This is a genomic window from Vibrio sp. Y20_XG_PY13 (assembly GCF_024181925.1).
GTDB classification, from domain to species: domain Bacteria; phylum Pseudomonadota; class Gammaproteobacteria; order Enterobacterales; family Vibrionaceae; genus Vibrio; species Vibrio parahaemolyticus.
The window spans coordinates 227792-252360 of sequence record NZ_JAMZAL010000006.1 but is presented as its reverse complement, the minus strand read 5'-3'; the positions used below and the strand labels follow the sequence as shown (position 1 = coordinate 252360).

Below are 24569 nucleotides of genomic sequence, written 5' to 3'. Positions count from 1 at the left end.
AAAAATACTGACGGAATTTTAAATGAAAATTTGGAAATCAATCTTATTCACGACCCTACTCTCTTGTGGAGCAGTAGCAGCACCGGTAGAGCTTGATAAGGTTGCTGTCATCGTTAACGACGGTGTCATTCTACAAAGCGACATCAATACTGCGATGAAAACCCTACAAGCCAATGCTCGTCAAAGCGGAAAAAGTCTACCTTCGGCAAGCGTGCTCAAAGAGCAAGTGGTAGAAAAACTGATCATCGATACGCTGCAAGGCCAAGAAGCTGACCGTATTGGTGTACGCATCGACGATAACCGTCTAAACCAAGCCATCGCAGAAATCGCACGCAACAATAACCAAAGCGTGGAAGAACTGGCAGCATCCGTGCAAGCAGAAGGCCTAAGCTACCCAGAGTTCCGCGAGCAAATCCGTAAAGAAATTGCAGCGTCAGAAGCTCGTAATGCGCTAGTTCGTCGCCGAATCAATATCCTTCCAGCAGAAGTTGATAGCCTTGCAGACCAGCTAACGAAAGAAACCAACGCAACCGTGCAATACAAAATCGGTCATATCCAACTGCGTTTCACCGACGGTCAAGATAAATCAGAAGTAGAAGCACAAGCGAAAGCCCTAGTTAAAAAACTGAACGACGGCGCAGACTTCACCGAAATGGCTTACACCTACTCTAAAGGTCCGAAAGCTCTCCAAGGTGGTGATTGGGGTTGGATGCGTAAAGAAGAAATGCCAACCATCTTTGCTGATCAAATCAAGATGCAGAACAAAGGCAGTATCATTGGCCCATTCCGTAGTGGCGTTGGTTTCCACATCCTAAAAATTGAAGATGTGAAGGGTCTGGAAACCGTTGCGGTGACGGAAGTTAACGCTCGCCATATTCTGATCAAACCAACCGTGATTCTTAGTGATGAAGGCGCTAAAAAGCAGTTAAATGAATTCGTTCGTCGCATCAAAGCTGGCGAAGCGACCTTTGCTCAATTGGCCTCACAATACAGCCAAGACCCAGGCTCTGCGGCTCAAGATGGTGAACTTGGTTACCAAACACCAGATCTTTATGTTCCTGAATTTAAACACCAAGTTGAAACGCTACCAGTTGGCTCAATCAGTGAACCATTCAAAACGGTTCATGGCTGGCACATTGTTGAAGTGTTAGACCGACGCCAAGTCGACCGCACAGATTCAGCAATGAAGAATAAAGCTTACCGCATTCTATTCAATCGAAAGTTTAATGAAGAAGCAGGCGCATGGATGCAAGAGCTGCGTGCAAGTGCGTTTGTTGAAATCGTGGATGACAACAATGACAACTAATTCAATTCGCAGAATTGTCGTAACAGCAGGAGAACCTGCGGGCATCGGCCCTGACTTAGTGCTGGCTCTATCAAAAGAAGATTGGGCACACCAGATTGTCGTCTGCGCAGATAAAAACATGTTGCTGGAACGTGCCAAAATGCTTGGCATTGATGTCCAACTCTTTGATTACAATCCTGAAGAAGCACCTAAGGCGCAAAAAGCGGGCACACTTATCGTTGACCACGTTGAAATTTCGGAAAACGCGATTGCTGGTCAACTTAATGAAAGCAACGGCCACTACGTATTAAAAACGCTAGAAAGAGCCGCTTTGGGCTGTATGAATGATGAATTTGATGCTATTGTCACCGGCCCTGTTCACAAGGGGGTGATCAATCGCGCAGGTGTTGCATTTAGTGGTCATACTGAATTCTTTGCCGAGAAATCAAATACACCGTTAGTGGTCATGATGTTGGCAACAGAAGGACTGCGTGTCGCATTGGTTACCACACATATTCCATTGGCGTATGTGTCAAAAGCGGTCACCGAAGAGCGACTAGAGAAGATCATCGATATTCTTCATAAAGACCTCGTAGAAAAATTTGCCATCGCAGAGCCAAACATCTATGTTTGCGGGCTTAATCCTCATGCAGGTGAAGATGGCTGTTTAGGTCGTGAAGAGATCGAAACCATCACTCCGACACTGGAAAAGATTCAAAAAGAAAAAGGTATCAAGCTGATCGGCCCACTGCCGGCAGATACCATTTTCAATGAAAAATATTTAAACGATGCAGATGCTGTTTTAGGCATGTACCACGACCAAGTATTGCCAGTATTAAAATACAAAGGCTTTGGACGTTCAGTAAACATTACTCTTGGTCTACCTTTTATTAGAACCTCGGTAGATCACGGTACTGCATTAGAGCTGGCAGGGACAGGTCAAGCGGATACAGGGAGCTTCCGAACAGCGCTCACGCATGCGATAGAATTGGTAGAGAAGAAACAATGAGAAATGATGTCCATTTAGGACACAAAGCGCGTAAACGTTTTGGTCAAAACTTCCTGAACGATCCATACATTATTGATGGCATCGTATCAGCAATTAACCCAAAGCCAGGTCAGAATCTGGTTGAGATCGGCCCGGGTCTTGGTGCAATCACAGAACCCGTTGGCCGTGAAGTAGATAAGTTCACCGTTATTGAACTGGACCGTGACCTTGCCGAGCGTTTACGTAACCACCCTGATTTAGCAGACAAACTAACGATTCATGAAGGCGACGCAATGCGCTTTGACTTCACTCAGTTAGTGAAGCCAAACAACAAGCTGCGTATCTTCGGTAACTTGCCGTACAACATCTCTACACCTTTGATGTTCCACCTATTTGAATTCCATAAAGACATTCAAGACATGCACTTTATGCTTCAAAAAGAAGTGGTGAATCGCTTGGCAGCAGGCCCAGGTAGTAAAGCTTACGGTCGTCTAACGGTAATGGCGCAGTACTACTGTAAAGTTGTACCTGTACTAGAAGTACCACCAACCGCATTTGTTCCGCCACCGAAAGTAGACTCCGCTGTTGTTCGCCTAGTACCTTATGAAGAGCTACCATGCCCAGCGAAAGATCTACGTTTACTCGATCGAGTTTGTCGTGAAGGCTTTAACCAACGCCGTAAAACCGTGCGTAACTGCTACAAATCTCTGTTGAGCGCAGAAGTTCTGGAAGAGCTAGGTGTAAACCCAAGCATGCGTCCAGAAAACCTAACGCTACAACAATTCGTCGCGATGGCGAACTGGCTAGCGGACAACCCGCAGCACTAATAACTCAAACAATAAGCCAAACCCTTGCCGGTTTGGCTTATTATTAAGTTTATCAAGGAGTGCACATGGACGTCATTCAACCCTGCATCAAGATTCAAGTTCACACCAAATACATCGAAGAGCAATCCAATCCAGAGCTACAACGCTTTGTTTTCGCCTACGTCATTACCATTAAAAACCTCAGCCAGCAGACAGTGCAGCTCATAAGTCGCCGATGGTTGATTACCGATTCCAACGGTAAACAAATGACGGTAGAGGGAGAAGGTGTTGTTGGGCAGCAGCCGTTTATTCCAAGCAACGATGAATACACTTACAGCAGTGGTACCGCGTTAGAAACGCCTGTTGGTGTCATGCAAGGACACTACAAAATGCTGGATGAAAAAGGCCAGGAATTCATCACTGAAATTGAGCCATTTCGTTTAGCGATTCCGAACGTTTTAAATTAATAAGATTGGAGATTCAGTGGCTACCTATATCGTTGGTGACATCCAAGGCTGTTTTGACGAACTACAGCAGCTACTCAAGCGCGTCAACTTTTCCACTCAACATGACCAACTTTGGCTCGCAGGAGATTTGGTGGCTCGCGGCCCGAAATCACTCGAAACACTGCGCTTCGTAAAGTCACTCGGTGACAGCGCAAAAGTCGTACTCGGCAATCATGACTTGCATTTACTGGCAGTATCCTACGGCCTGAAAAAGCGAAAAGACAAAGATAAAACGACCCCTATTTTCCTCGCTAAAGACCGCGAAGAACTGCTCTCTTGGCTAGCTAAACAACCTCTTCTGGCAGAGCACGACGAGTTTGTGATGTGTCATGCGGGTATTTCACCGCAATGGGATTTAGAAACAGCAAGACAATGCGCTCGCGAAGTAGAACGTATTATCCAAGGCGAAGAGTTGCCGTGGTTGCTAAAAAATATGTACAGCAACTTACCAGATCTTTGGGATGACTCACTGGAAGGTCTAGATCGCTACCGCTATATCATCAATGCCTTTACAAGAATGCGTTTCTGCTTTTCTGATGGTCGTTTAGATATGGACTGCAAACTGCCTCCGCAAGAAGTCACAGGTGACCAATTGGTACCTTGGTTTGAACTGCCGCACCGCATACCGTTAGAAAAAACAGTGTTATTCGGCCACTGGGCAGCATTGCAGGGCTATATCGATGAAAAAGTCATTGGACTCGATACAGGTTGTGTCTGGGGTGGTTCGCTGACGATGATCCGTTGGGAAGACAAACAACTCTTTACCCAAGACGCTCTCGATTAATCACTAGATCGTTACTCCAAAAACAAAAAGCACCGTGGTTACGGTGCTTTTTTCTATTCTGCTTCGAGAGACTTTTCTAACTATTGCTTTTCTAAAATCGTAAAACGCATGTTGTAAGCGTTTTTCTCATCCGCTTGGTAGGTTTCAGAATATGTCTCTTTGAACTCATTACCCCAGTCTGGGAACTGGGTGTCACCTTCAACTACAGCATCAATATGTGTGACATACAGTTTATTTGCCATCGCTAAACAAGAAGCGTAGATAGCACCACCACCAATGATCATTACTTCTTCAACATCACCTGCAGCCTCTAACGCTTTTTCAACTGAAGTCACCGTCGTAACGCCTTCAATACTCAATGATTCATCTCGGCTAATGACAATATTCAAACGTCCTGGCAAAGGGCGACCAATTGAATCGTAAGTCTTTCTTCCCATTACGACGGGCTTCCCCATCGTACAACGTTTAAACCAAGCAAAATCCGCAGGAAGATGCCAAGGCATTTGATTATCTTTGCCAATAACGCGGTTGTCTGCCATCGCGGCAATCATACTAATGATCATGTCGGGTCCTTATACTATCGGTCTGCGGCGGTAGAATAACAGCCCAGGAACTGCGAGGCCAACTGCTAAACCAGCAATAATAAACATGGCTTTAAGAAAGTTCTCCATGCAGGTCGCAATTAACTCTGGCGAGTAACCCAAATGGTTAATCTCCACCATCGCAATCATCGCTTTGTAAGCAAAAACGCCCGGCACCATAGGTATCAATGCAGCGACAGTAAACACTTTTGGATGAGCCAAAAAGCGGTGAGACCAATGAACCCCTATCATGCCAACCAAGGTGGCAGCGAAGAAGGTCGCCCACTCAATCGGTACTCCAAACTGCATCATCAAGTAACGGCTTCCGTGACCAATCGCACCACCTACCGCGCAATAGATCAAAGCTCGCTGTGGCACATTAAACACCAACGCAAAGCCGACTGCAGGGATGGCAGCAAAAAACATGTCATTGAGCAAACCGAGCGTTAAATCAAAAATATTCATTAAATTGCCCACCCCCAAATACCAGTTACACTCATTGCCGCCACAATGCCCAAACACGTTGCTAACGTCAGCAAACTGGCCATTACAAACCGGGCAATACCCATGTTAATGTGACCTTTTAGCATGTCTGCTACCGAATTAATCAGTGGAAAACCAGGCACCAACATCAACACCGACGATGCCATCGCTACGGTTGGTAAATTACCAATTTGATAAATTTCAGCTTGAGCAGAAATCAACGTGGTTACAAATGCGGTAGCAGCAAAGTTAAGTAATGGATTGAAGTGACGATGGCCAATCTCTTGGCGCACGATCATGCCACCAGCCGAGGCCAAGAAGGTCATAATAAATACGCCCCAATCGCCACCCGCTAAATGGCTGAATGCCGCGCATGATAAGCCAATCATAAGCACCACTAGCCAGCGGTTGTACCGTTCTGGGCTGATGGTATTCAGTTTTTTCTGCGCCATGGCAGCATCGAGTAACCCGCGCTCCATCATGATACAGATACGTTGAATTTGCGTAATAACGCGCATGTTGATGCCACGATCGGCACAGCTTCGAGTAGTGGTGATGCAATGTCCATCCATTACGGTCGTGACAACCAAGGCATTGGCTGAGAGGGCTACAGCCACTTCATGCACGCCACAAGCTAAGCCAATACGACGCATGATATCGCACACAAGCGTACTTTCTGCGCCATGGGCCAACAGCATTTGTCCGGCTTGAGCGACAAGTCGAGAAATGGAGCGTTGGTTAGATACCGTCAACTCTCCAGACGGTATGGTTTCTAGATTCATAGATAGGTCTAAGTCCTTTTAGGGTGTTGCTTACTCTCACGTGAAGGAGCCCAGTCCAGAATTATCACGCGAAGCCACTATTGTGCCGCAAATCACATCATCTAAATATGATTTAGATACAAAAAAAAGCCGCAATAGATTTTGCGGCTTTATTAAATTTTCTAGCAAGACATCGCTTGGAGAGAACAATTAGTCACGAACGTAGACAACGTGACCGTCATCTTCTTCGTCATCCCAATCATCCCAGTCGTCGTCATCTTCAGTAACAACGTCTTTTCCTGCCATTGCATCTTTATGGTAATCATCCCACATGAAGTTAACTTTATCTTCTTCAGCCACTTCTTCCTCTTCGCGAGGTAGGTTTTCCATAAAGTCAGCAAGTTTGTAGCAAAGCTCTTTGGTGCCAGAACGGTTGATCGCAGAGATCTTGAAGTACTCGTCTTCCCAACCTAGCGCATCCAAGATCTCTTGGATCTTTTCATTCGCTTCTTCTTCAGGCATCAGATCAACTTTGTTGAACACCAACCAGCGAGGTTTGCTTGCCAGTTTTTCACTGTACTGCTCTAGCTCATCAATGATGGTTAGTGCATTTTGTACAGGATCAGACTGATCAATCGGCATGATATCAATCATGTGCAGCAACACTCGGCAACGTTCTAGGTGTTTCAAGAAACGAATACCTAAACCCGCACCATCAGCAGCCCCTTCGATAAGCCCCGGGATGTCAGCAACCACAAAGCTCTTTTCAGGAACAACACTCACCACACCCAAGCTTGGGATTAACGTGGTAAACGGGTAGTCTGCTACTTTTGGTTTTGCCGCTGATACCGCGCGAATAAACGTTGATTTACCTGCGTTTGGCAAGCCAAGCATACCAACGTCTGCCAACAGCAGTAGCTCAAGACGGATTTCACGAATTTCACCTTTCGTACCTAGCGTTCTTTGACGAGGCGCTCGGTTTACTGAAGATTTGAAACGCGTGTTACCAAGACCGTGCCAGCCGCCTTTCGCGACCATCACTTTCTTACCGTGCTCAGCAACTTCTGCCACAATTTCGTTAGTGTGGATATCTACTGCGCGAGTACCCACTGGTACGCGAAGAACGATGTCTTTACCACGTTTACCAGTACAGTTACCACCGCGACCGTTTTCACCACGCTCCGCTTCGTAGAAGCGTTGGAAACGGTAATCAATTAGGGTATTTAGGTTTTCATCAGCTTGGATGTAAACATCACCGCCGTCACCACCATCACCGCCGTCAGGGCCACCTTTAGTGATGAATTTTTCACGCCAGAAACTGACAACGCCGCTACCGCCATCACCAGCCTGAACTTTTACTACCGCTTCATCTACGAACTTCATCTTTTACTCCGACTACTTCGTGCGTGGATTAAATCTACTGTGTCATCCGACAATTTTAGCAGATGACAGATCTAAGCTCCCAGATTCAAATCGCCTCGGATTCTAACGAGAAACTTCGATATGTCGACTGCCATAAATAAAAAACCCCGCCGATTCGGCAGGGCTTTTGAATTCAGCTTAAAGCTATTAAGTAACTTGGTAAAAACCTAATTACTCAGCTTCGATGCTTACAAACTTACGGTTCTTAGGACCTTTCACTTCGAACTTCACTTTACCTTCAGTAAGAGCGAATAGAGTGTGGTCTTTACCGATACCTACGTTGTTACCAGCGTGGAACTTAGTACCACGTTGACGAACGATGATGTTACCTGCAAGTACAGATTCACCACCGAAACGCTTAACACCTAGACGTTTGCTTTCTGAATCGCGGCCGTTACGAGTAGAACCACCAGCTTTTTTGTGTGCCATTGTTAAACTCTCCTAATAGATTAAGCGTTGATACCAGTGATCTTCACTTCAGTGAACCACTGACGGTGACCCTGTTGCTTACGAGAGTGCTTACGACGACGGAACTTAACGATTTTAACTTTATCGCCACGACCGTGTTGTACAACTTCAGCAACAATTTTGCCGCCCTCTACAAGAGGAGCACCAACTTTGATGTCTTCGCCGTTAGCAACAAGAAGAACTTTATCAAATTCTACAGTTGCACCAGTTTCAACGTCTAATTTCTCTAAACGAAGAGTTTGACCTTCGCTTACACGGTGTTGTTTACCACCAGATTGGAAAACAGCGTACATATTTTACTCCGCTTTTTCCGCACAGCCTTTTCATGAGGGTGTGCGCTAAACTAATCATCAATAGGGCGCAGATTCTACAGAAGAGATGCCCCTATGACAAGCCATATTTTGAAAAAATTGGCGAAAAGCTAATCGCCAAAGAAAAGTGCGGCAATCATGCCCTTTAGTAATGTATTAATCAACGTTTTTTAGTGTATTATTCGACAATTATATAAATCGAATAAGCCTTGCAGGGTCTAACTTCAGCCGGATATACGATGGATTTTAAAACTATCCAAGCGCTTACTGCCGATGACATGGCAAAAGTGAATGAAACAATTCAAGCCCAACTAAATTCTGATGTCTCTTTAATCAACCAGCTCGGTTTCTATATCGTGAGTGGTGGAGGCAAACGTCTACGACCGTTACTGGCAATATTGTCAGCACGTGCATTGGGGTACCAAGGCACTGGCCATACGATGGCAGCGGCGTTTATCGAGTTCATCCATACAGCGACTTTGCTGCACGATGATGTCGTGGACGAATCAGACATGCGCCGTGGAAAAGCGACAGCGAATGCTGCGTTTGGTAATGCCGCGAGCGTACTTGTTGGGGACTTTATTTACACTCGCTCATTTCAGATGATGACTGAGCTAGGATCCATGAAGATCCTTCAACTAATGAGTAATGCAGTAAATGTGATCGCCGAAGGTGAAGTTCAACAGTTGATGAACTGTAACGATCCTGACACTACCGAAGAAAGCTACATGCAAGTCATCTACTCAAAGACTGCACGCTTGTTCGAGTCTGCAACGCAAATTGGCGCAATCTTAAATGATGCTCCAGAACACGTTGAATTGGCTCTGCAGAATTATGGTAAATACCTAGGCACTGCATTCCAGCTTATTGATGATGTGATGGACTACACATCCGATGGCGAAGACATGGGCAAAAACGTTGGTGATGATTTGGCTGAAGGAAAACCGACACTGCCTCTGTTGCATGCAATGCGTAATACGACGCCAGAAAATGCGCTGATGATTCGCGAAGCGATTGAAAAAGCCAATGGCATGGAACGCTTAGATGAAATCCTAGCCGTTATGAAAGAGGCCGGTTCGTTAGAATACACTACGCAGAAAGCGTTAGAAGAAGCAGATAAGGCGATCGCTGAACTGGAAGTACTACCAGAATCAGAATACAAAGAAGCGCTTATCACGCTGGCTCATGTTGCGGTAAAACGCACTCGCTAGCACCATCGGACCCTTTAGCAAGAAACACAAAAGGAAGAGCATTTCGCTCTTCCTTTTTCGTCTCAGCTCTAGACAATTTCAACGACTTTGACTAATAGTATCGTTCGCTTCCACCGTGCAGCTGTGGATCGTCCTCTATCTCATCAAAACTCACTGCTATCTGTTGATCTGAGCCTTGCTTGGATAACAAAACGGTCTCTGCTTCACGGTCGACAACCAAAATCGTACCGACGCCTTCTTGGCACTCAACAACCATGCCTTTTCGGATTCGACTTGCTTCCATCATCTTCTCCTTAACAATGTTGTTTTGGTTCGCTTGTGATACGTAATTCAGAGCAAAAAGATCAAAAAAGCCGATCCTAAGATCGGCTTTCTTCTTAATTCGCGTTATAGAGATTATTTAGCGAATTCAACACCAATGTTGATGTCGCCATTTAACGTTTCTAGCATTCCATCTAGCGCCGCTTTTTCGAAGTCGCTCAATTCGCCGTAGCTTAGTACTTCTTCTACGCCTTCTTTACCCAACTTCACTGGTTGTGCAAAGTAAGGTGCGTGCTCGCTATCACCTTCAACGTAAGCACACTCAACAACGCCTTCTTCACCTTGAAGAGCTCGTACAAGTGCTAGACCGAAACGACAAGCCGCTTGGCCCATAGAAAGTGTCGCACTACCGCCACCCGCTTTTGCTTCAACAACTTCTGTGCCCGCGTTTTGAATACGCTTAGTCAGAGCTTCTACTTCTTCAGCTGTAAACTCCACACCTTCTACTTGAGAAAGAAGAGGAAGAATTGTCACGCCAGAGTGACCACCGATAACTGGTACACGAATATCGCTAGGATCTTTGCCTTTTAGCTCAGCAACAAACGTTTCTGAACGGATCACGTCTAGTGTGGTAATACCGAATAGGCGACGCTTGTCGTAAACACCCGCTTTCTTCAGAACTTCTGCAGCGATTGGCACTGTTGTGTTCACTGGGTTAGTGATGATACCTACACATGCTTTAGGACAAACAACCGCAATCTTTTCAGCAAGTGATTTCACAATACCAGCGTTTACATTGAACAGATCCGCACGATCCATGCCCGGCTTACGAGCAACACCCGCAGAGATAAGAACTACATCTGCACCTTCTAGCGCAGGAGTTGGATCTTCACCAGCATAACCTTTGATCGATACTGGTGTTGGGATGTGGCTAAGATCTGCTGCTACGCCAGGCGTAACTGGAGCAATATCGTATAGGGCTAAATCAGAACCAGCAGGAAGACGGTTCTTAAGCAGAAGGGCAAGGGCTTGACCGATGCCACCAGCGGCACCAATAACGGCTACTTTCATGTAGTTCTCCTTGAGAGTATTTCTCTTATAAACGTATTCGTAGGGTAGTTTGTAACCAACTGAAATAAGCTATCGGAATCACAACTTGATTACAATCAATTAACGCCAGCTTTGCGACCTCGCGCAACTCGCTGTTGTCGTGCTACAAATGAAGGTTGGATTATTCTTTTATTCTGTTGAAATGACAAGAAATTCAACAGGACAAAACGAGACTGGTTGAATAATCTTAAAGAATCCTGTTCTGTTTATGGTTTACAGTGATGCAACTAACAGAATGCCGGGACTTTTTGGCACTGCATGAATATATATGCGAGAATATGCAAAATTGCTGACACGTACTAAGAGAATCATAATGACTATGCGCAATTCAGAGAAACAAGATAACCTAGTCCGCGCCTTTAAAGCCCTGCTAAAAGAAGAGAGCTTTGGCTCACAGGGTGAAATTGTTGACGCACTCAAGCAGCAAGGCTTTGAAAGCATTAACCAATCTAAAGTTTCACGTATGCTGACCAAGTTTGGTGCTGTTCGTACTCGTAACGCAAAAATGGAAATGGTGTACTGCCTACCGGCCGAGTTGGGCGTACCAACAGTAAGCAGCTCTCTACGTGAACTGGTTTTAGACATCGATCACAATGCGGCATTGGTTGTCATTCACACAGGTCCTGGCGCAGCACAGCTTATTGCTCGCCTACTCGACTCGTTAGGTAAATCCGAGGGTATTCTTGGCGTAGTAGCGGGTGACGATACCATTTTTATTACCCCTACAATGCCAGTATCAACTGAACAATTGTTCAAGTCTGTATGTGAGCTATTCGAGTACACAGGCTGAGACCGACGAGCATTGGTTTAAGTAACTCTTTGTGGGCTATGAAAGAAATACTATTTTGTAGCCCATTATTTATGTAAACAAATTGCTTCATGTGACTACTTTTTACCCACCACTTTTGTGATTAATATCACGCAATTGATCTTTTTCACCATCTTGCCTTAATCATACCTAACTAGCTGTTATAAAAAGAATTAAACCGAAGATCAATCACTACACCTTGTCGCAAGCTTTAGACTTATTCGCTATAACATTTAACATTCGGATAATTTTCTGCCAATTTTTTGTTATGATTTGCTCGCTTTTTCAAACAATTGGATTGGAAAAGATGCCGTTTCCAAATAGGAAACTCCAGAAGTGATTTATGGTTATTTCCGGGTAAATAATGAATATAAGGAAGGGAAATTCATGGCATTTAACAAACTTCTCAAAGTAGGCGCTATCGCTGCAGCTGTAATGGGCGCAGGCGCGGTTAACGCTCAAGAGTTTATTACTATCGGTACTGGCTCTGTAACTGGTGTTTACTACCCTACTGGTGGTGCTATCTGTAAGTTGGTAAATAAAGGTCGTAAAGACCACAACATCCGTTGTTCAGTAGAATCAACTGGTGGCTCAATTTACAACGTTAACACTATCCGTGCAGGCGAATTAGATTTTGGTATCGTGCAATCGGATTGGCAGTACCACGGCTACAACGGTACGAGCAAGTTTGCGGAACAAGGCCCGTACAAAAAACTGCGTGCAATGTTCTCTCTTCATACTGAACCTTTCAACATCATCGCACGTGCTGACTCTGGCATCGAAAACGTTCAAGACCTAGCAGGTAAGCGTGTCAACATCGGTAACCCAGGTTCTGGTGACCGCGCGACAATGGGCGTAGTAATGGAAGCAATGGGCTGGACAAATGACAGCTTCAAACTTGCTTCAGAGCTAAAAGGCTCAGAGCGTTCTCAAGCACTTTGTGACAACAAAATTGATGCGTTCATCTACATGGTTGGCCATCCAAACGGTTCAATCAAAGAAGCAACAACATCATGTGATGCGAAGCTAGTGCCTGCAACTGGTCCTAAGATCGACAAGATCGTCGCAGACAACCCGTACTACGCATTCAGCACAGTGCCGGCTGGTATGTACCGTGGTACAGATAAAGACGTGAAGAGCTTTGGTGTTGCAGCAACAATGGTAACAACAGCTGATGTTTCTGATGAAGTTGCATACAACGTTGCTAAAGCCGTGTTCGAGAACTTCGACACCTTCAAACGTCTGCATCCAGCTTTTGCTAACCTGAAAAAAGAAGACATGGTGAAAGCAGGTATTTCTATCCCTCTTCACCCAGGTGCAGAAAAATACTACAAAGAAGTGGGTCTAATTAAGTAAGCACTCACTTATTTCAATCTCAGGCAGAAAAAGATGGTTTTCTGCCTGATTGAGTACGCTGGTTGTAGCACGTTGAACCAGCATGCTTTGTTCATTTGCCAGTTTTTCTTAGAACTGCGCACTCAATACCCAAGAAAACACTTTAACGCCGCCAACAAAGCACTCGGTACTCTTGCTTTGTGATTCGGCAGCGGAATACTCGAAAGCAAACTTCGCTCCATTCACTACACTGATAAAGGCGAAGTGTGGTTCTCGATAGAAGAACGGACAGGACCATCAATAATAAGGAAAAAGTACATGGCGACGAATAAGACTCCGTCTCAAGATGTGCAAGAAATGGTGGCTCAAGCAGACACGGGCGCACGTAACCCTTCGGGAGTGCAAGGACGAATCCTTTGGTTAGTCCCTCTGTGTTGGTCACTATTTCAATTATGGTACGCCTCCCCGCTACCATTTATTTTCAATTTTGGCGTACTGAATGACACTGAAGCGCGAGCGATTCACCTCACTTTCGCGATATTTTTGGCCTTCACTGCTTATCCAGCAATGAAGAACTCTCCGCGTGATCACATTCCTCTTGTGGATTGGATTCTAGCGTTAGCGGGTAGCTTTTCGGCTGCCTATATCTACCTTTTCTACACCGAACTCGCAGGACGTTCCGGCGCGCCCACCACTGCCGATATTGTGGTTGCGGTCGTTGGCATGATATTGCTACTTGAAGCGACTCGTCGTGCATTAGGGCCTCCGCTAATGGTTGTGGCCGCCGTGTTCCTGACTTACACATTTGCTGGCCCATACATGCCAGATGTCATAGCCCACAAAGGCGCAAGCTTAGGTAAAGCGATGTCGCATCTGTGGCTAACCACCGAAGGGGTATTTGGTGTTGCGTTAGGTGTATCCACTTCTTTCGTATTCTTGTTTGTACTGTTTGGCGCGATGCTAGAGCGTGCGGGTGCAGGTGCTTACTTCATTAAAGTCGCATTTTCTCTACTTGGTCATATGAAAGGCGGCCCAGCTAAAGCCGCGGTTGTCGCATCTGGTCTATCGGGTCTGGTTTCAGGCTCATCGATCGCAAACGTCGTAACCACGGGTACTTTTACCATTCCATTGATGAAACGAGTCGGCTTCCCGGGCACAAAAGCGGGTGCAGTTGAAGTGGCAGCGTCAACCAATGGTCAGCTCACCCCGCCAATCATGGGCGCGGCAGCGTTTTTGATGGTGGAATACGTTGGGATTTCTTACGTAGAGGTTATCAAAGCGGCATTACTTCCAGCGCTGATTTCCTACATTGCGTTGATTTACATCGTTCACCTTGAAGCATGTAAAGCGGGTATGACTGGCTTACCTCGTCGTCATAATCCAACGTTACTGCAAAGCCTACTTTCATTCACAGCTACCATTTTAGGTCTGTGTGTAATCAGCGCTTTGGTGTACTACGGTGTAGGTTGGACGAAAGATGTCTTTGGCGACGCAGCGACTACGATAGTAACGATCGCGCTACTCATCGCCTACGTCGGCCTCGTAAAAATTTCTGCGAACCACATGAAAGATGGCGCAATTGAGATTGATGCAGAGCTGACTGAAGTGCCAGATCCGGGGCCTACAGTGAAGTCTGGCTTACACTACCTGCTACCTATCGTGGTACTGGTTTGGTGTTTAACAGTAGAGCGCTTCTCACCTGGCTTATCAGCGTTTTGGGCAACCGTCTTTATGGTCTTCATTTTGCTAACACAACGCCCTCTGATGGCGTTACTTGCGAAAGAAGGCGACCTAGTACAGCAAACCAAAGAGGGTTTTGTTGATCTTGCTGAAAGCTTGGTGGCTGGTGCTCGCAACATGATCGGTATCGGTGTCGCAACAGCGGCGGCAGGTACGGTTGTTGGCGTTGTGACGCTAACTGGTATCGGCTTGGTGATGACGGACTTTGTTGAGTTTATCTCTGGCGGTAGCGTCATCCTAATGCTGCTGTTTACTGCGGTTATCAGTCTGATTCTCGGTATGGGTCTGCCTACCACAGCAAACTATATTGTAGTATCAACGCTAATGGCGCCAGTTATCGTAACGCTCGGCGCAGCGCACGGTCTTATCATTCCACTGATTGCAGTGCACTTGTTCGTGTTCTATTTCGGTATTCTCGCCGATGATACACCACCGGTCGGTCTGGCTGCCTTTGCCGCTGCAGCAATCGCGAAGTCCGATCCAATTCGTACCGGTATCCAAGGCTTTACCTACGATATTCGAACCGCCATTCTGCCATTCATGTTTGTTTTCAATACCCAATTATTGTTGATGGGTATTGATTCTTGGTGGCATTTAGCACTCACGGTAATCTCTTCCATCATTGCGATGCTGATATTCTCTGCCGCTACACAGGGATGGTGGCTGACTCGTAACAAGTGGTGGGAAACCGTCCTATTATTAGTATTAACTTTCTCATTCTTCCGACCTGGTTTTTGGTGGGACATGTTATACCCAGCGAAAGTTCTTTCTCCTGGGGTTGAGATAGCTCAAATCACGGAAAACCTAAATGTAGGAGAATCCATTGAGTTACGTGTTGCCGGACAAAACCTCGAAGGCGAATACGTCGAGAAAACGGTACGTCTGCCATTCGAAGACAGAGCAACGACGGCTGAAGAGCGTATCTCTTCAATGGGTCTGATGCTGACTGAGAACGACGGCAAAATGGTCGTCGACATGGTTGAATTTGGTAGCCCTGCGGAGTCATCTGGTATCGACTTTGATTGGGAAATCAAATGGGTCGTTCAAGACGCGGATCGTCCAATGAAAGAATGGGTATTTGTACCTTGCTTGATTCTTCTGCTGGTACTTGCCATGAACCAAAAACGTCGTGCTCGCAAGGAACAACTGAGCGCATAACCGATTTGGCCCCGCGGATCTGGGGCCTTAGTGAGAGACATTGAATGTATAAACAAATTCTTGTTCCGGTTGATCTAAATGACCAAGGCTTCTCAGACCGAGCGGTTGAACTGGCGGTGTGGCAAGCAAAACAAGCAAACGCAGAAATCCACCTGCTCACTGTTTTGCCAGGTATTCACATGTCGATGGTCGCCACTTACTTCCCAAAAGACGCAGCGGCGAAAATGAAGCAAGATGTGAAGCAGCAGCTAAAAGCATTTGCCAGCGAGCACATTGATGATGAAGTGATTTACAAAGTGCACGTTGCCGAAGGCAAAGCTTACGCAACAATTCTTGATTACGCCGAACGTTTGGGCGCAGACCTTATTATTATGCCAAGTCACAAGCGTTCGAAAATCAACAAAGTGATGCTTGGTTCTGTTGCAAGTAAAGTTGTGGAATATTCTCCAATCAACGTGATGGTAGTGAAGCCGCAAGGTTAAGCTTACGGCCACTCAAGAAAAGAAAAAAGGTTGATGCTCGCATCAACCTTTTTTGTATCTCTAATCATTATCCGGCGGCGCGAACGAAGGCCTGTAGGGTCTTGCTGGGATGTTCGGCAGTCAGGGCATCAATCTCACCCACCGCTTCTACTTTTCCGTTAGCAACAAAGACAAAGTGACTCGCAATCGCTTTGGCATCACTAAGATGATGCGTAACCATCAACACGGTAATTCCCCGCTCCGCGGCCAGTTTTTTTACCAAGCTCAGCATCTCTTCACGCAACACCGGATCAAGCGCCGAGAAAGGCTCATCCAACAGCCACATGGAGTGAGGCTGAACAAAACAACGCGCTAAGGCAACACGTTGACGCTGCCCTCCAGAAAGGTGCTCAGGCAAACGGTCGAGGTACTCTGCAACACCAACTTGCTGCGCAGCTTGTTCAATCTGACGATTTTGGTCCACCGTAAGCTTTAGTCCCGGGTGTAAACCTAAGCCAATGTTGTCACGCACCGACAAGTGAGAAAACAAGTTATGCTCTTGGAACAGCATGGAGAAAGGACGCTGATAAGGCTCTTTGCGCACAATCGACTCACCATCAACCCGAATGTCACCTTGGTCAGGATGGATAAATCCTGCAACCAGAGCCAGCAAGGTTGATTTCCCTGCCCCACTCGGCCCCATCAACGATACAATCTGACCACGTTCAATGCTCAACTCAAAACGAAACAGTTCACGTTGGTAGGTGTACTGCACATCATCCAACACTAGCATTATGCTTTCTCCTTCGCTTTCAATACTTTCTCTATCAAGGTAAAACAGCCCACACTCAACAACAATAGCGTTACGGACACCACCGCAGCGGCATCCATCTGATAACTGCCAAGCAACTGGAACAAATACAGAGGTAAGGTACGAAATTCTTGTCCACCAAACAGCGCTATCGCGCTTAAATCCCCTATTGCAAACATAAAGCTGATCGCAAACGCATGTGCAAACGGCTTGCGCAGCGCCTGCCACTCCACCACTTTAAATCGTTGCCAGCCACGCATGCCTAAGCTGGCACAGACATACTGATACTGTTGCTCAATGTGCAGCATCGGTTGCGCTAGCGTTTTGATCACGTAAGGCAAAGCCATCAAACCATTCACCAAAATCACGACAAAAAACGCCAAGCTAAAAACATCGGTAAATGATCGCAGTAGTAAGAATAGGCCAGTACTAATCACCAGCCCCGGCGTCACTAGAATAATGGTACCGATTAACTCTATCTGATCAGCTCGCGTGTTTTTATACTGCAAACGCCAACGGCGACTGGTCAACAATATAGACACTCCCGCAGCGACCGCAAGCGCACTGGCTAACCCCGCAACTTTGAGCGAGTTAGATAACGCAGACCAAAAACGTTCATCGGTTAACACCGTCCAAACTTGTTGGTTGATACCACTCAATAACACCATCAGTAACGGCGGTATCACCAGTAAAAAGGCACCTATGATCCAAAAGCTATCCCATGCTTTTGACCACCCATGATCCTTCGTTAAAAATTGCTGTACCGATGTGCTGCCAGCACTGATAGCAACAGGCTTTGTTAACTTCTGTACTCCAATCGCAAGTAGTCCACACAACAGCATTTGCCACAACGCTAATAACGCACCAGCTTGCAAATCAAAATCAAACTTAATCGCTTGATAGATGGCCAGTTCAATAGTGGTGGATTTGGGCCCACCTCCCAGCGCCATCACGGTGGCAAAACTGGTGAAGCACAACATAAATACCAAGCCACAAACGTGAGGAAGTTGCTGCCTTAAACGCGGCCATTCCACCCTGCGAAACTTATCCCAATGACTCATACCAAGATGCGCACACAGCTTATGTTGCTCAGCAGGGATAGACTCCAAGGCTTGCAGCAGCAAGCGTGCCGCGTAAGGTAAATTAAAGAACACATGGGCAAGTAAGATGCCATTCAAACCATAAATAGAAAATGGAAGTTTGGTGTCGAAAGCTTGCAGCCATTGCGCTAACAAACCGCTATTGCCATAAATCGCTAATAGCCCAAAAACACCAACCAAAACCGGTAAAACCAGTGTCGATGCAAATAGCTTAAGCAGTAATGATTTACCCCAAAATTGGCGACGCGAAAGCGCGTGCGCAACTGGAATGGCAAAACCAACACTGAGCAGTGTGGAAAGAAAAGCTTGGTAAAAGCTGAACTTGGTGACATGTTGATAATACGGGTCGTCCCATACCACAGACACATCAAGTGAAGGGGCTTGAACAATCAAAGCACCTAGGGCAGAAATAACAAAGGTCGCGATGATCATCGCGACCCCTAAACCTATTTTTGGAACAGAATTCAAAGGTAAAACCTATCTCATTCAGATGAGGGTGGAAACGTCAGCTAAAACGTCAGTGCGCTTTGCCATTCGCGAATCCAAGACTTACGCATTTTTGCCACTTCATCAGCACTAAAGCTCAACGACTTGCTTGGAACGCTCAAGGTTTCAAAACCTTTAGGTAACTCAACGTCAGTAACTGGGTACATCCAGTTGCCCGTTGGCATCGCTGATTGGAACTCATCACTTAAAATGAAATTCATAAACTGATCAGCAAGTTCTGAATTTTTTGACCCTTTCACTTTGGCGGCGACTTCAACTTGCATGTAGTGGCCTTCAGCAAAATTCGCCGTCGCAAACTTTGAATCGTTTTCCGCAATTAAGTGGTACGCAGGTGACGTGGTGTAAGAAAGCACCAAGTCCGACTCGCCGTTAAGGAACATGGAATACACTTCTGACCAACCTTTCGTGACCGTTACGGTTTTGCTTGCTAGCTTCTGCCACGCTTGCGTCACATCGTCGCCATAAATGGATTTCATCCACAGCATCAAACCTTGGCCTGGCGTTGACGTACGCGGATCTTGATAAATCACTTTCAAATCGTCGCGCGTGTCCACCAGCTCTTTCATACTTTTCGGCGGATTAGCCAGTTTCTCTTTGTTGTACACAAACGCGAAGTAGCCGTAATCGTACGGTACAAACGTCGTATCGCTCCAACCGTTTGGTAACACTGTGTTGGCCGTATCCACATTGTGCTCGGTAAGCAGACCGGTTTTCTTCGCTTCAGCCATCAGGTTGTTATCCAAACCTAACACGATGTCGGCTTTGCTATTACCGCCTTCAAGACGAAGACGATTCAGGATCGACACACCATCGTCTAATGCCACGAAGTTAACGTCACAGCCACATTTTGCTTCAAAAGCTTGCTCGATTTTAGGACCCGGCCCCCAATCTGCGGCAAAAGAGTCGTAGGTATAGATGGTTAATGTGTTTTCAGCGGCAAACGCTGAAGTAGAGGTGATTGCAGCTAAGGCAATCAGATTTGGAGTGGTTTTCACTGCTCGCTCTCCATGAGTATTTCAGAGAAATAAGTTGAGCGGCACAGGGTTTGAGGCGGCTATTAAGGATTTCCAATATCCAGACTCAATTCCTACGCCAGCATTATCTGGTTCAGGTAATACGGGTCCCTAGTAAAGCACTTAGGTCTCAGCGCCCAAATGCATTGATTGACTCAATGCAAAATGGGTTTGCTCCCCGATGAGTTGGATGGATTGTAAAGGTATTTGAGTGGTTACACAATCAGCTCACGAGCGCTGGTCATAGCCCCAACGAGGCACTAAACCTTGCTCAATACCCAAGTGGTCGAGAATTCTCGCCACCATAAAATCCACTAAGTCTTCAATGCTCTTTGGCTGATGGTAGAAGCCCGGAGCCGCTGGCATGATGGTGACGCCCATTTGCGATAGCTTGTGCATGTTCTCCAGATGTAGCGTTGAAAATGGCGTTTCACGAACCACGAGCAACAGTTGCCCGCGTTCTTTCATTACCACATCAGCCGCCCGTTCGATCAAGTTGTCCGACATACCATGCGCGATCGCCGCAACACTTCCTGCTGAACATGGGCAAACCACCATTTGCTTTGGTGCCGCTGAGCCAGACGCTACCGGTGAGAACCAGTCATCTTTACCGCAAACGGTGATGTTATCTGGATTGCAGTTCAGGTGCTCTACCAATGCTTGCTGCGCCGCTTCCGGCCCACTTGGCAGCTTAAGGTTGTGTTCGGTTGCCATCACAACGCGAGCCGCCGAAGAAATCAGAACGTAGACATGATAATCCGCCGCGACCAAACATTCTAAAAGACGAAGGCCATAAGGAGCACCAGAGGCCCCCGTTAATGCCAACGTGATGGCTTTTTTCTGAGAGGGTTGTATTTTGTTGTGCATATCAATCAGGCTTTTAGTTTTAACTGCTCAAGAAGTTTTCCGTGAATACCACCAAAGCCACCGTTACTCATTACCAGAATTTGGTCTCCAGGCTGAGCACGTTCGACGATTTTAGCTACAAAATTATCCATATCGGCATCGACAAACGCTGGCTGCTTGCATTGATCAGCAATGTCTTGCACCGACCATTCGATATTGTCTGGCTGGAATAAGAACACTTCATCTGCGCTGTGTAGCGAATCCGCGAGTGTGTTCTTATGAACACCACGCTTCATGGTGGCAGAGCGAGGTTCCAACACAGCAAGGATACGTTTTTCACCCACTTTGTTACGCAAACCACCCAGTGTCAGTTCAATTGCCGTAGGGTGATGCGCGAAATCATCGTAAACCGTGATGTCTTGTTCTTCACCTTTGAGCTCTAAGCGACGCTTAGTGTTGATAAAACGCCCCAACGCCTGACAAGCAAGTTCCGGCGTTACACCAACGTGTCGTGCGGCAGCGATCGCCATCAGTGCATTATCCACATTGTGGTCACCCACCAAATCCCATTCGACGATACCGACCTTCTCGCCTTGCAAAGCAACTTCAAATTTTGAGCCATCAAGCACTAATTTGTGCGCTTGCCAGTCACCATCCTCACCAGAGAACTGTTTTTCCGTCCAGCAGCCACGCTCTAATACATCCGTCAAAGCTTGATCCTGCTTCGGCGCTAAGATCAAACCATTGCCCGGTACCGTTCGCACTAAATGATGGAATTGGCGCTTGATCGCTTCTAGATCATCGAAGATGTCAGCATGATCGAACTCAAGGTTGTTCATGATTAAAGTGCGAGGATGGTAATGCACAAACTTAGAACGCTTATCGAAAAAAGCACTGTCATATTCGTCCGCTTCAACAACAAAAAACATGCTTTCGCCCAAACGAGCCGACACACCGAAGTTACCCAACACGCCACCAACGAGGAACCCAGGTTGGTAACCACAGTCTTCGAGTATCCACGCCAGCATGCTCGAAGTGGTCGTTTTGCCGTGTGTGCCGGAGACAGCCAGCACCCAACGGTCATGCAGTAAAAATTCGTTCAGCCATTGTGGTCCTGAGGTGTAACGCATGTTGCTATTAAGTACATGCTCAACACACGGATTGCCACGGCTCATCGCGTTACCAATCACCACAAGGTCAGGTTGAGGATCGAGTTGAGACGGGTCGAAGCCTTCAATAATTTCAATACCTTGAGACTCTAGCAATGTGCTCATCGGTGGGTAAACATTGGCATCAGAACCCGTCACTTTATGCCCTAATTGACGCGCTAAAATTGCTGCGCCGCCCATAAACGTGCCACAGATACCCAAGATATGAATGTGCATAAACTAAACCTTGTAATGCGTTCTTTGATGCCTTCATTATCGCGATAACGACCAGAAAAGCGAGTGACTTTAGCCTTCTTCTTGCAGTCCCTTTCACAAATATGACAAGGTTGAACAGAGACTGTACAGCGCTCTGACCTGCGAATGAATCCCTAATTTGAGCAGACAAATAAATTGAGATCTCAGACAGTTACTTCATTACCATTAAAAAGATCCACGACTTAAAATTACATCTAGCGCAAACGTTTAACATCCATAAAGAGATGCCCGTTGCGCAACACCCCCAATGAAATGTAAATGTAAGGATTAACCATGTCAGGAATGCGCACCCTAGGCGAATTCATTGTTGAAAAACAAGCGGATTTCCCCCACGCTAGCGGTGATCTCTCATCTCTTTTAGCATCCATTCGTTTAGCTGCAAAAATCGTTAACCGTGAAATCAACGCAGCAGGTCTTGGTGATATCACTGGCGCTGTCGGCACGGAAAATGTCCAAGGCGAAGCGCAGCAAAAGCTAGACGTGTACGCGAACGACAAATTTAAAGCGGCGCTTGAAGCTCGTGACCAAGTTTGTGGCGTTGCCAGTGAAGAAGAAGATGAAGCGGTTGCGTTCAACAAAGAACTCAACCAAAACGCAAAGTATGTTGTATTGATGGACCCACTTGATGGTTCTTCAAATATCGACGTAAACGTGTCTGTCGGTACCATCTTCTCTATTTATCGCCGTGTTTCGCCTATTGGCACACCCGCGACAGAAGAAGATTTCCTTCAGCCAGGTCATAAGCAAGTTGCAGCAGGTTACGTAATTTACGGTTCATCAACTATGTTGGTGTACACCACAGGTAACGGCGTAAACGGCTTTACTTACGACCCATCCATCGGCAGCTTCTGCCTATCTCATGAAAACATGATGATTCCTGAAGATGGTAAGATCTACTCCATCAACGAAGGTAACTACATTCGTTTCCCACAAGGTGTGAAAAAGTACATCAAATACTGCCAAGAGAATGTGCCTGAAGACGGTCGTCCATACACCTCTCGCTACATTGGTTCTTTGGTGGCGGATTTCCATCGCAACCTGCTTAAAGGTGGCATCTACCTTTACCCAAGTACGCAAAGTCACCCGCAAGGCAAACTTCGCCTGCTTTACGAATGCAACCCAATGGCATTTCTCATCGAACAAGCGGGCGGCATTGCATCAGATGGCGTGAATCGCATCATGGACATCAAACCGACTGAGCTACACCAGCGTGTACCTTTCTTTGTGGGTTCGAAGAACATGGTTCGCAAAGTTGAAGAGTTCCTCGAACTGCACCGCGACGAAGAATAATCTCAGACCTTTGTCCAACGCGGCAGGTGTTTACCTGCCGCGTTTTTGTCGCTAAAGTGAAATGCGAATTAATCATAGATGAGGGCGATCTTCTGGCTACTCATCCTCAATGAAAAGGAATATTCAAATGAGCCTAAACCATGTACCAGCAGGTAAATCGCTACCTGAAGATATTTACGTCGTTATCGAAATCCCTGCCAATGCTGACCCTATCAAATACGAAGTAGATAAAGACTCTGGTGCTGTATTTGTCGACCGTTTCATGTCTGCGCCAATGTTTTACCCATGTAACTACGGTTACGTGAACAACACACTTTCGCTTGATGGTGACCCAGTAGATGTCCTTGTCCCAACGCCATACCCACTCATGCCAGGTTCTGTTATTCGCTGCCGACCTGTTGGCGTTTTGAAGATGACGGATGAATCGGGCGAAGATGCCAAAGTCGTTGCCGTACCGCACTCTAAAATCTCTAAAGAGTATGAACACATTCAAGATGTGGGCGACATTCCTGAGTTGCTAAAAGCGCAAATCACGCATTTCTTTGAGCGCTACAAAGAGTTGGAATCAGGAAAGTGGGTGAAAGTTGATGGCTGGGCAGATGTAGAAGCGGCAAAAGCAGAGATTCTACAATCTTACGAGCGTGCGCAAAACAAATAAGCGTAAACGCCAACCCCAAATACAAAAAGAGCTGCAAAGTGCAGCTCTTTTGCTTTCTAACCTAAACGCTTGCCTTAGATAGGAGCTCCCGCGGAGGACATACGACCAGCGTCATAATCGTGTTGGAAGAACGGGTCAACGTCATCGCAGATTCCGAAATACGGTCGTCCAACCACACCCAGCATATAGGCACTTTGCTCACAATACTCTAGCTTACCTTCTTGATAACCGTTTTGGTAGGCCATGATCAGTTCTGGCGTTGCGTGGTTAGTACCATCCAACTTAGCTATCCGCTCTTGTGACAACTCTCGTAATCCATCTAAGGCAGACTGTTTCCCGAACGCTTGCCAATCAGTCACACTGGTTGAAGCTGGTAAGGTGGTTTGCGCACAAGCAGACAGAAGCATCATCATCGCGCCAATTATTAACACTCTCATCATC

The 24569-nt window shown here is 46.3% G+C and carries 26 protein-coding genes and 1 riboswitch; of the genes, 12 read left to right on the top strand and 14 right to left on the bottom strand.

Annotated elements, in window-relative coordinates:
• The first annotated feature begins 22 nt into the window (after positions 1 to 22).
• From surA to apaH, 5 genes are all read left to right on the top strand, one after another.
• Positions 23 to 1306, top strand: a complete 1284-nt coding sequence (gene surA, locus NL646_RS16205) for a peptidylprolyl isomerase SurA (RefSeq protein WP_253664443.1) — start codon at positions 23 to 25, stop codon at positions 1304 to 1306.
• Complete coding sequence (gene pdxA / locus NL646_RS16200; protein ID WP_025501697.1) at positions 1296 to 2294, top strand: 4-hydroxythreonine-4-phosphate dehydrogenase PdxA; 999 nt, start codon at positions 1296 to 1298, stop codon at positions 2292 to 2294. The genes surA and pdxA overlap by 11 nt, the downstream gene beginning before the upstream one ends.
• Positions 2291 to 3100 (top strand): 16S rRNA (adenine(1518)-N(6)/adenine(1519)-N(6))-dimethyltransferase RsmA, encoded by an 810-nt coding sequence (rsmA, locus tag NL646_RS16195; RefSeq protein ID WP_005459622.1) that lies wholly within the window; start codon positions 2291 to 2293, stop codon positions 3098 to 3100. Before pdxA ends, rsmA begins: the two co-directional genes overlap by 4 nt.
• 65 nt (positions 3101 to 3165) lie before the next feature.
• Positions 3166 to 3546, top strand: coding sequence for a Co2+/Mg2+ efflux protein ApaG (gene apaG / locus NL646_RS16190; RefSeq protein WP_005459620.1), 381 nt, complete (start codon positions 3166 to 3168; stop codon positions 3544 to 3546).
• Positions 3547 to 3562: 16 nt separating this feature from the next.
• Positions 3563 to 4369, top strand: coding sequence for a bis(5'-nucleosyl)-tetraphosphatase (symmetrical) ApaH (apaH, locus tag NL646_RS16185; protein WP_005480531.1), 807 nt, complete (start codon positions 3563 to 3565; stop codon positions 4367 to 4369).
• 80 nt (positions 4370 to 4449) lie between these two features.
• Here the strand turns inward: apaH and folA are convergent, their stop codons facing one another.
• From folA to rplU, 6 genes are all read right to left on the bottom strand, one after another.
• The gene (gene folA, locus NL646_RS16180; RefSeq protein ID WP_005459612.1) at positions 4450 to 4932 is read right to left on the bottom strand and encodes a type 3 dihydrofolate reductase; all 483 of its coding nucleotides are present in this window, start codon (positions 4930 to 4932) and stop codon (positions 4450 to 4452) included.
• 9 nt (positions 4933 to 4941) lie between these two features.
• The gene (locus NL646_RS16175) at positions 4942 to 5415 is read right to left on the bottom strand and encodes a threonine/serine exporter family protein (RefSeq protein WP_005459611.1); all 474 of its coding nucleotides are present in this window, start codon (positions 5413 to 5415) and stop codon (positions 4942 to 4944) included.
• Positions 5415 to 6215, bottom strand: coding sequence for a threonine/serine exporter family protein (locus tag NL646_RS16170; RefSeq protein WP_005459610.1), 801 nt, complete (start codon positions 6213 to 6215; stop codon positions 5415 to 5417). Before NL646_RS16170 ends, NL646_RS16175 begins: the two co-directional genes overlap by 1 nt.
• A gap of 189 nt (positions 6216 to 6404) precedes the next feature.
• Entirely contained in the window at positions 6405 to 7577 is a 1173-nt protein-coding gene (cgtA, locus tag NL646_RS16165) for an Obg family GTPase CgtA (RefSeq protein WP_005489537.1), read from the bottom strand.
• A gap of 210 nt (positions 7578 to 7787) precedes the next feature.
• Positions 7788 to 8045 carry a 50S ribosomal protein L27 gene (gene rpmA / locus NL646_RS16160; protein ID WP_005383095.1) on the bottom strand — a complete coding sequence of 86 codons (258 nt, stop codon included), beginning with the start codon at positions 8043 to 8045 and terminating at the stop codon, positions 7788 to 7790.
• A gap of 20 nt (positions 8046 to 8065) precedes the next feature.
• Positions 8066 to 8377, bottom strand: coding sequence for a 50S ribosomal protein L21 (rplU, locus tag NL646_RS16155; protein ID WP_005383096.1), 312 nt, complete (start codon positions 8375 to 8377; stop codon positions 8066 to 8068).
• Positions 8378 to 8634: 257 nt separating this feature from the next.
• Here rplU and ispB point away from each other — a divergent pair, with 257 nt between their 5' ends.
• Complete coding sequence (gene ispB / locus NL646_RS16150; RefSeq protein WP_005479642.1) at positions 8635 to 9606, top strand: octaprenyl diphosphate synthase; 972 nt, start codon at positions 8635 to 8637, stop codon at positions 9604 to 9606.
• Positions 9607 to 9697: 91 nt separating this feature from the next.
• On the opposite strand, the gene NL646_RS16145 is transcribed toward ispB, so the two are convergent.
• Positions 9698 to 9889: a hypothetical protein gene (locus tag NL646_RS16145; RefSeq protein ID WP_005479653.1), complete on the bottom strand. Its 192-nt coding sequence runs from the start codon at positions 9887 to 9889 to the stop codon at positions 9698 to 9700.
• Positions 9890 to 10002: 113 nt separating this feature from the next.
• Complete coding sequence (gene mdh, locus NL646_RS16140) at positions 10003 to 10938, bottom strand: malate dehydrogenase (protein ID WP_005454639.1); 936 nt, start codon at positions 10936 to 10938, stop codon at positions 10003 to 10005.
• A 358-nt stretch (positions 10939 to 11296) separates the two neighbouring features.
• Here mdh and argR point away from each other — a divergent pair, with 358 nt between their 5' ends.
• From argR to NL646_RS16120, 4 genes are all read left to right on the top strand, one after another.
• On the top strand, positions 11297 to 11767 hold the full coding sequence (argR, locus tag NL646_RS16135; protein WP_005430583.1) for a transcriptional regulator ArgR: 471 nt from the start codon (positions 11297 to 11299) through the stop codon (positions 11765 to 11767).
• A 405-nt stretch (positions 11768 to 12172) separates the two neighbouring features.
• The gene (locus NL646_RS16130) at positions 12173 to 13141 is read left to right on the top strand and encodes a TAXI family TRAP transporter solute-binding subunit (RefSeq protein WP_005489477.1); all 969 of its coding nucleotides are present in this window, start codon (positions 12173 to 12175) and stop codon (positions 13139 to 13141) included.
• Positions 13142 to 13438: 297 nt separating this feature from the next.
• On the top strand, positions 13439 to 16018 hold the full coding sequence (locus NL646_RS16125) for a TRAP transporter permease (protein WP_021487174.1): 2580 nt from the start codon (positions 13439 to 13441) through the stop codon (positions 16016 to 16018).
• A 44-nt stretch (positions 16019 to 16062) separates the two neighbouring features.
• Positions 16063 to 16500 (top strand): universal stress protein, encoded by a 438-nt coding sequence (locus NL646_RS16120; protein ID WP_005454686.1) that lies wholly within the window; start codon positions 16063 to 16065, stop codon positions 16498 to 16500.
• Positions 16501 to 16567: 67 nt separating this feature from the next.
• Here NL646_RS16120 and thiQ read toward each other — a convergent pair whose 3' ends face one another.
• From thiQ to mpl, 5 genes are all read right to left on the bottom strand, one after another.
• Positions 16568 to 17272, bottom strand: a complete 705-nt coding sequence (gene thiQ / locus NL646_RS16115) for a thiamine ABC transporter ATP-binding protein (protein WP_193292495.1) — start codon at positions 17270 to 17272, stop codon at positions 16568 to 16570.
• Positions 17272 to 18858 carry a thiamine/thiamine pyrophosphate ABC transporter permease ThiP gene (gene thiP / locus NL646_RS16110; protein WP_253664442.1) on the bottom strand — a complete coding sequence of 529 codons (1587 nt, stop codon included), beginning with the start codon at positions 18856 to 18858 and terminating at the stop codon, positions 17272 to 17274. The genes thiQ and thiP overlap by 1 nt, the downstream gene beginning before the upstream one ends.
• Positions 18859 to 18899: 41 nt before the next feature.
• Positions 18900 to 19892 carry a thiamine ABC transporter substrate binding subunit gene (thiB, locus tag NL646_RS16105; protein ID WP_253664441.1) on the bottom strand — a complete coding sequence of 331 codons (993 nt, stop codon included), beginning with the start codon at positions 19890 to 19892 and terminating at the stop codon, positions 18900 to 18902.
• 72 nt (positions 19893 to 19964) lie between these two features.
• Positions 19965 to 20101: riboswitch (TPP riboswitch) on the bottom strand.
• 37 nt (positions 20102 to 20138) lie between these two features.
• Positions 20139 to 20777 carry a flavin prenyltransferase UbiX gene (locus NL646_RS16100; protein ID WP_005454680.1) on the bottom strand — a complete coding sequence of 213 codons (639 nt, stop codon included), beginning with the start codon at positions 20775 to 20777 and terminating at the stop codon, positions 20139 to 20141.
• Between the two features lie 5 nt (positions 20778 to 20782).
• Positions 20783 to 22141 (bottom strand): UDP-N-acetylmuramate:L-alanyl-gamma-D-glutamyl-meso-diaminopimelate ligase, encoded by a 1359-nt coding sequence (mpl, locus tag NL646_RS16095; protein WP_253664440.1) that lies wholly within the window; start codon positions 22139 to 22141, stop codon positions 20783 to 20785.
• A 312-nt stretch (positions 22142 to 22453) separates the two neighbouring features.
• Here mpl and fbp point away from each other — a divergent pair, with 312 nt between their 5' ends.
• Both fbp and ppa read left to right on the top strand, forming a co-directional pair.
• The gene (gene fbp, locus NL646_RS16090) at positions 22454 to 23470 is read left to right on the top strand and encodes a class 1 fructose-bisphosphatase (protein WP_005454699.1); all 1017 of its coding nucleotides are present in this window, start codon (positions 22454 to 22456) and stop codon (positions 23468 to 23470) included.
• 127 nt (positions 23471 to 23597) lie between these two features.
• Positions 23598 to 24128 carry an inorganic diphosphatase gene (gene ppa, locus NL646_RS16085; RefSeq protein ID WP_005454643.1) on the top strand — a complete coding sequence of 177 codons (531 nt, stop codon included), beginning with the start codon at positions 23598 to 23600 and terminating at the stop codon, positions 24126 to 24128.
• A 74-nt stretch (positions 24129 to 24202) separates the two neighbouring features.
• On the opposite strand, the gene NL646_RS16080 is transcribed toward ppa, so the two are convergent.
• Positions 24203 to 24565, bottom strand: a complete 363-nt coding sequence (locus tag NL646_RS16080) for a DUF2799 domain-containing protein (protein ID WP_253664439.1) — start codon at positions 24563 to 24565, stop codon at positions 24203 to 24205.
• Between the last annotated feature and the right edge of the window lie 4 nt (positions 24566 to 24569).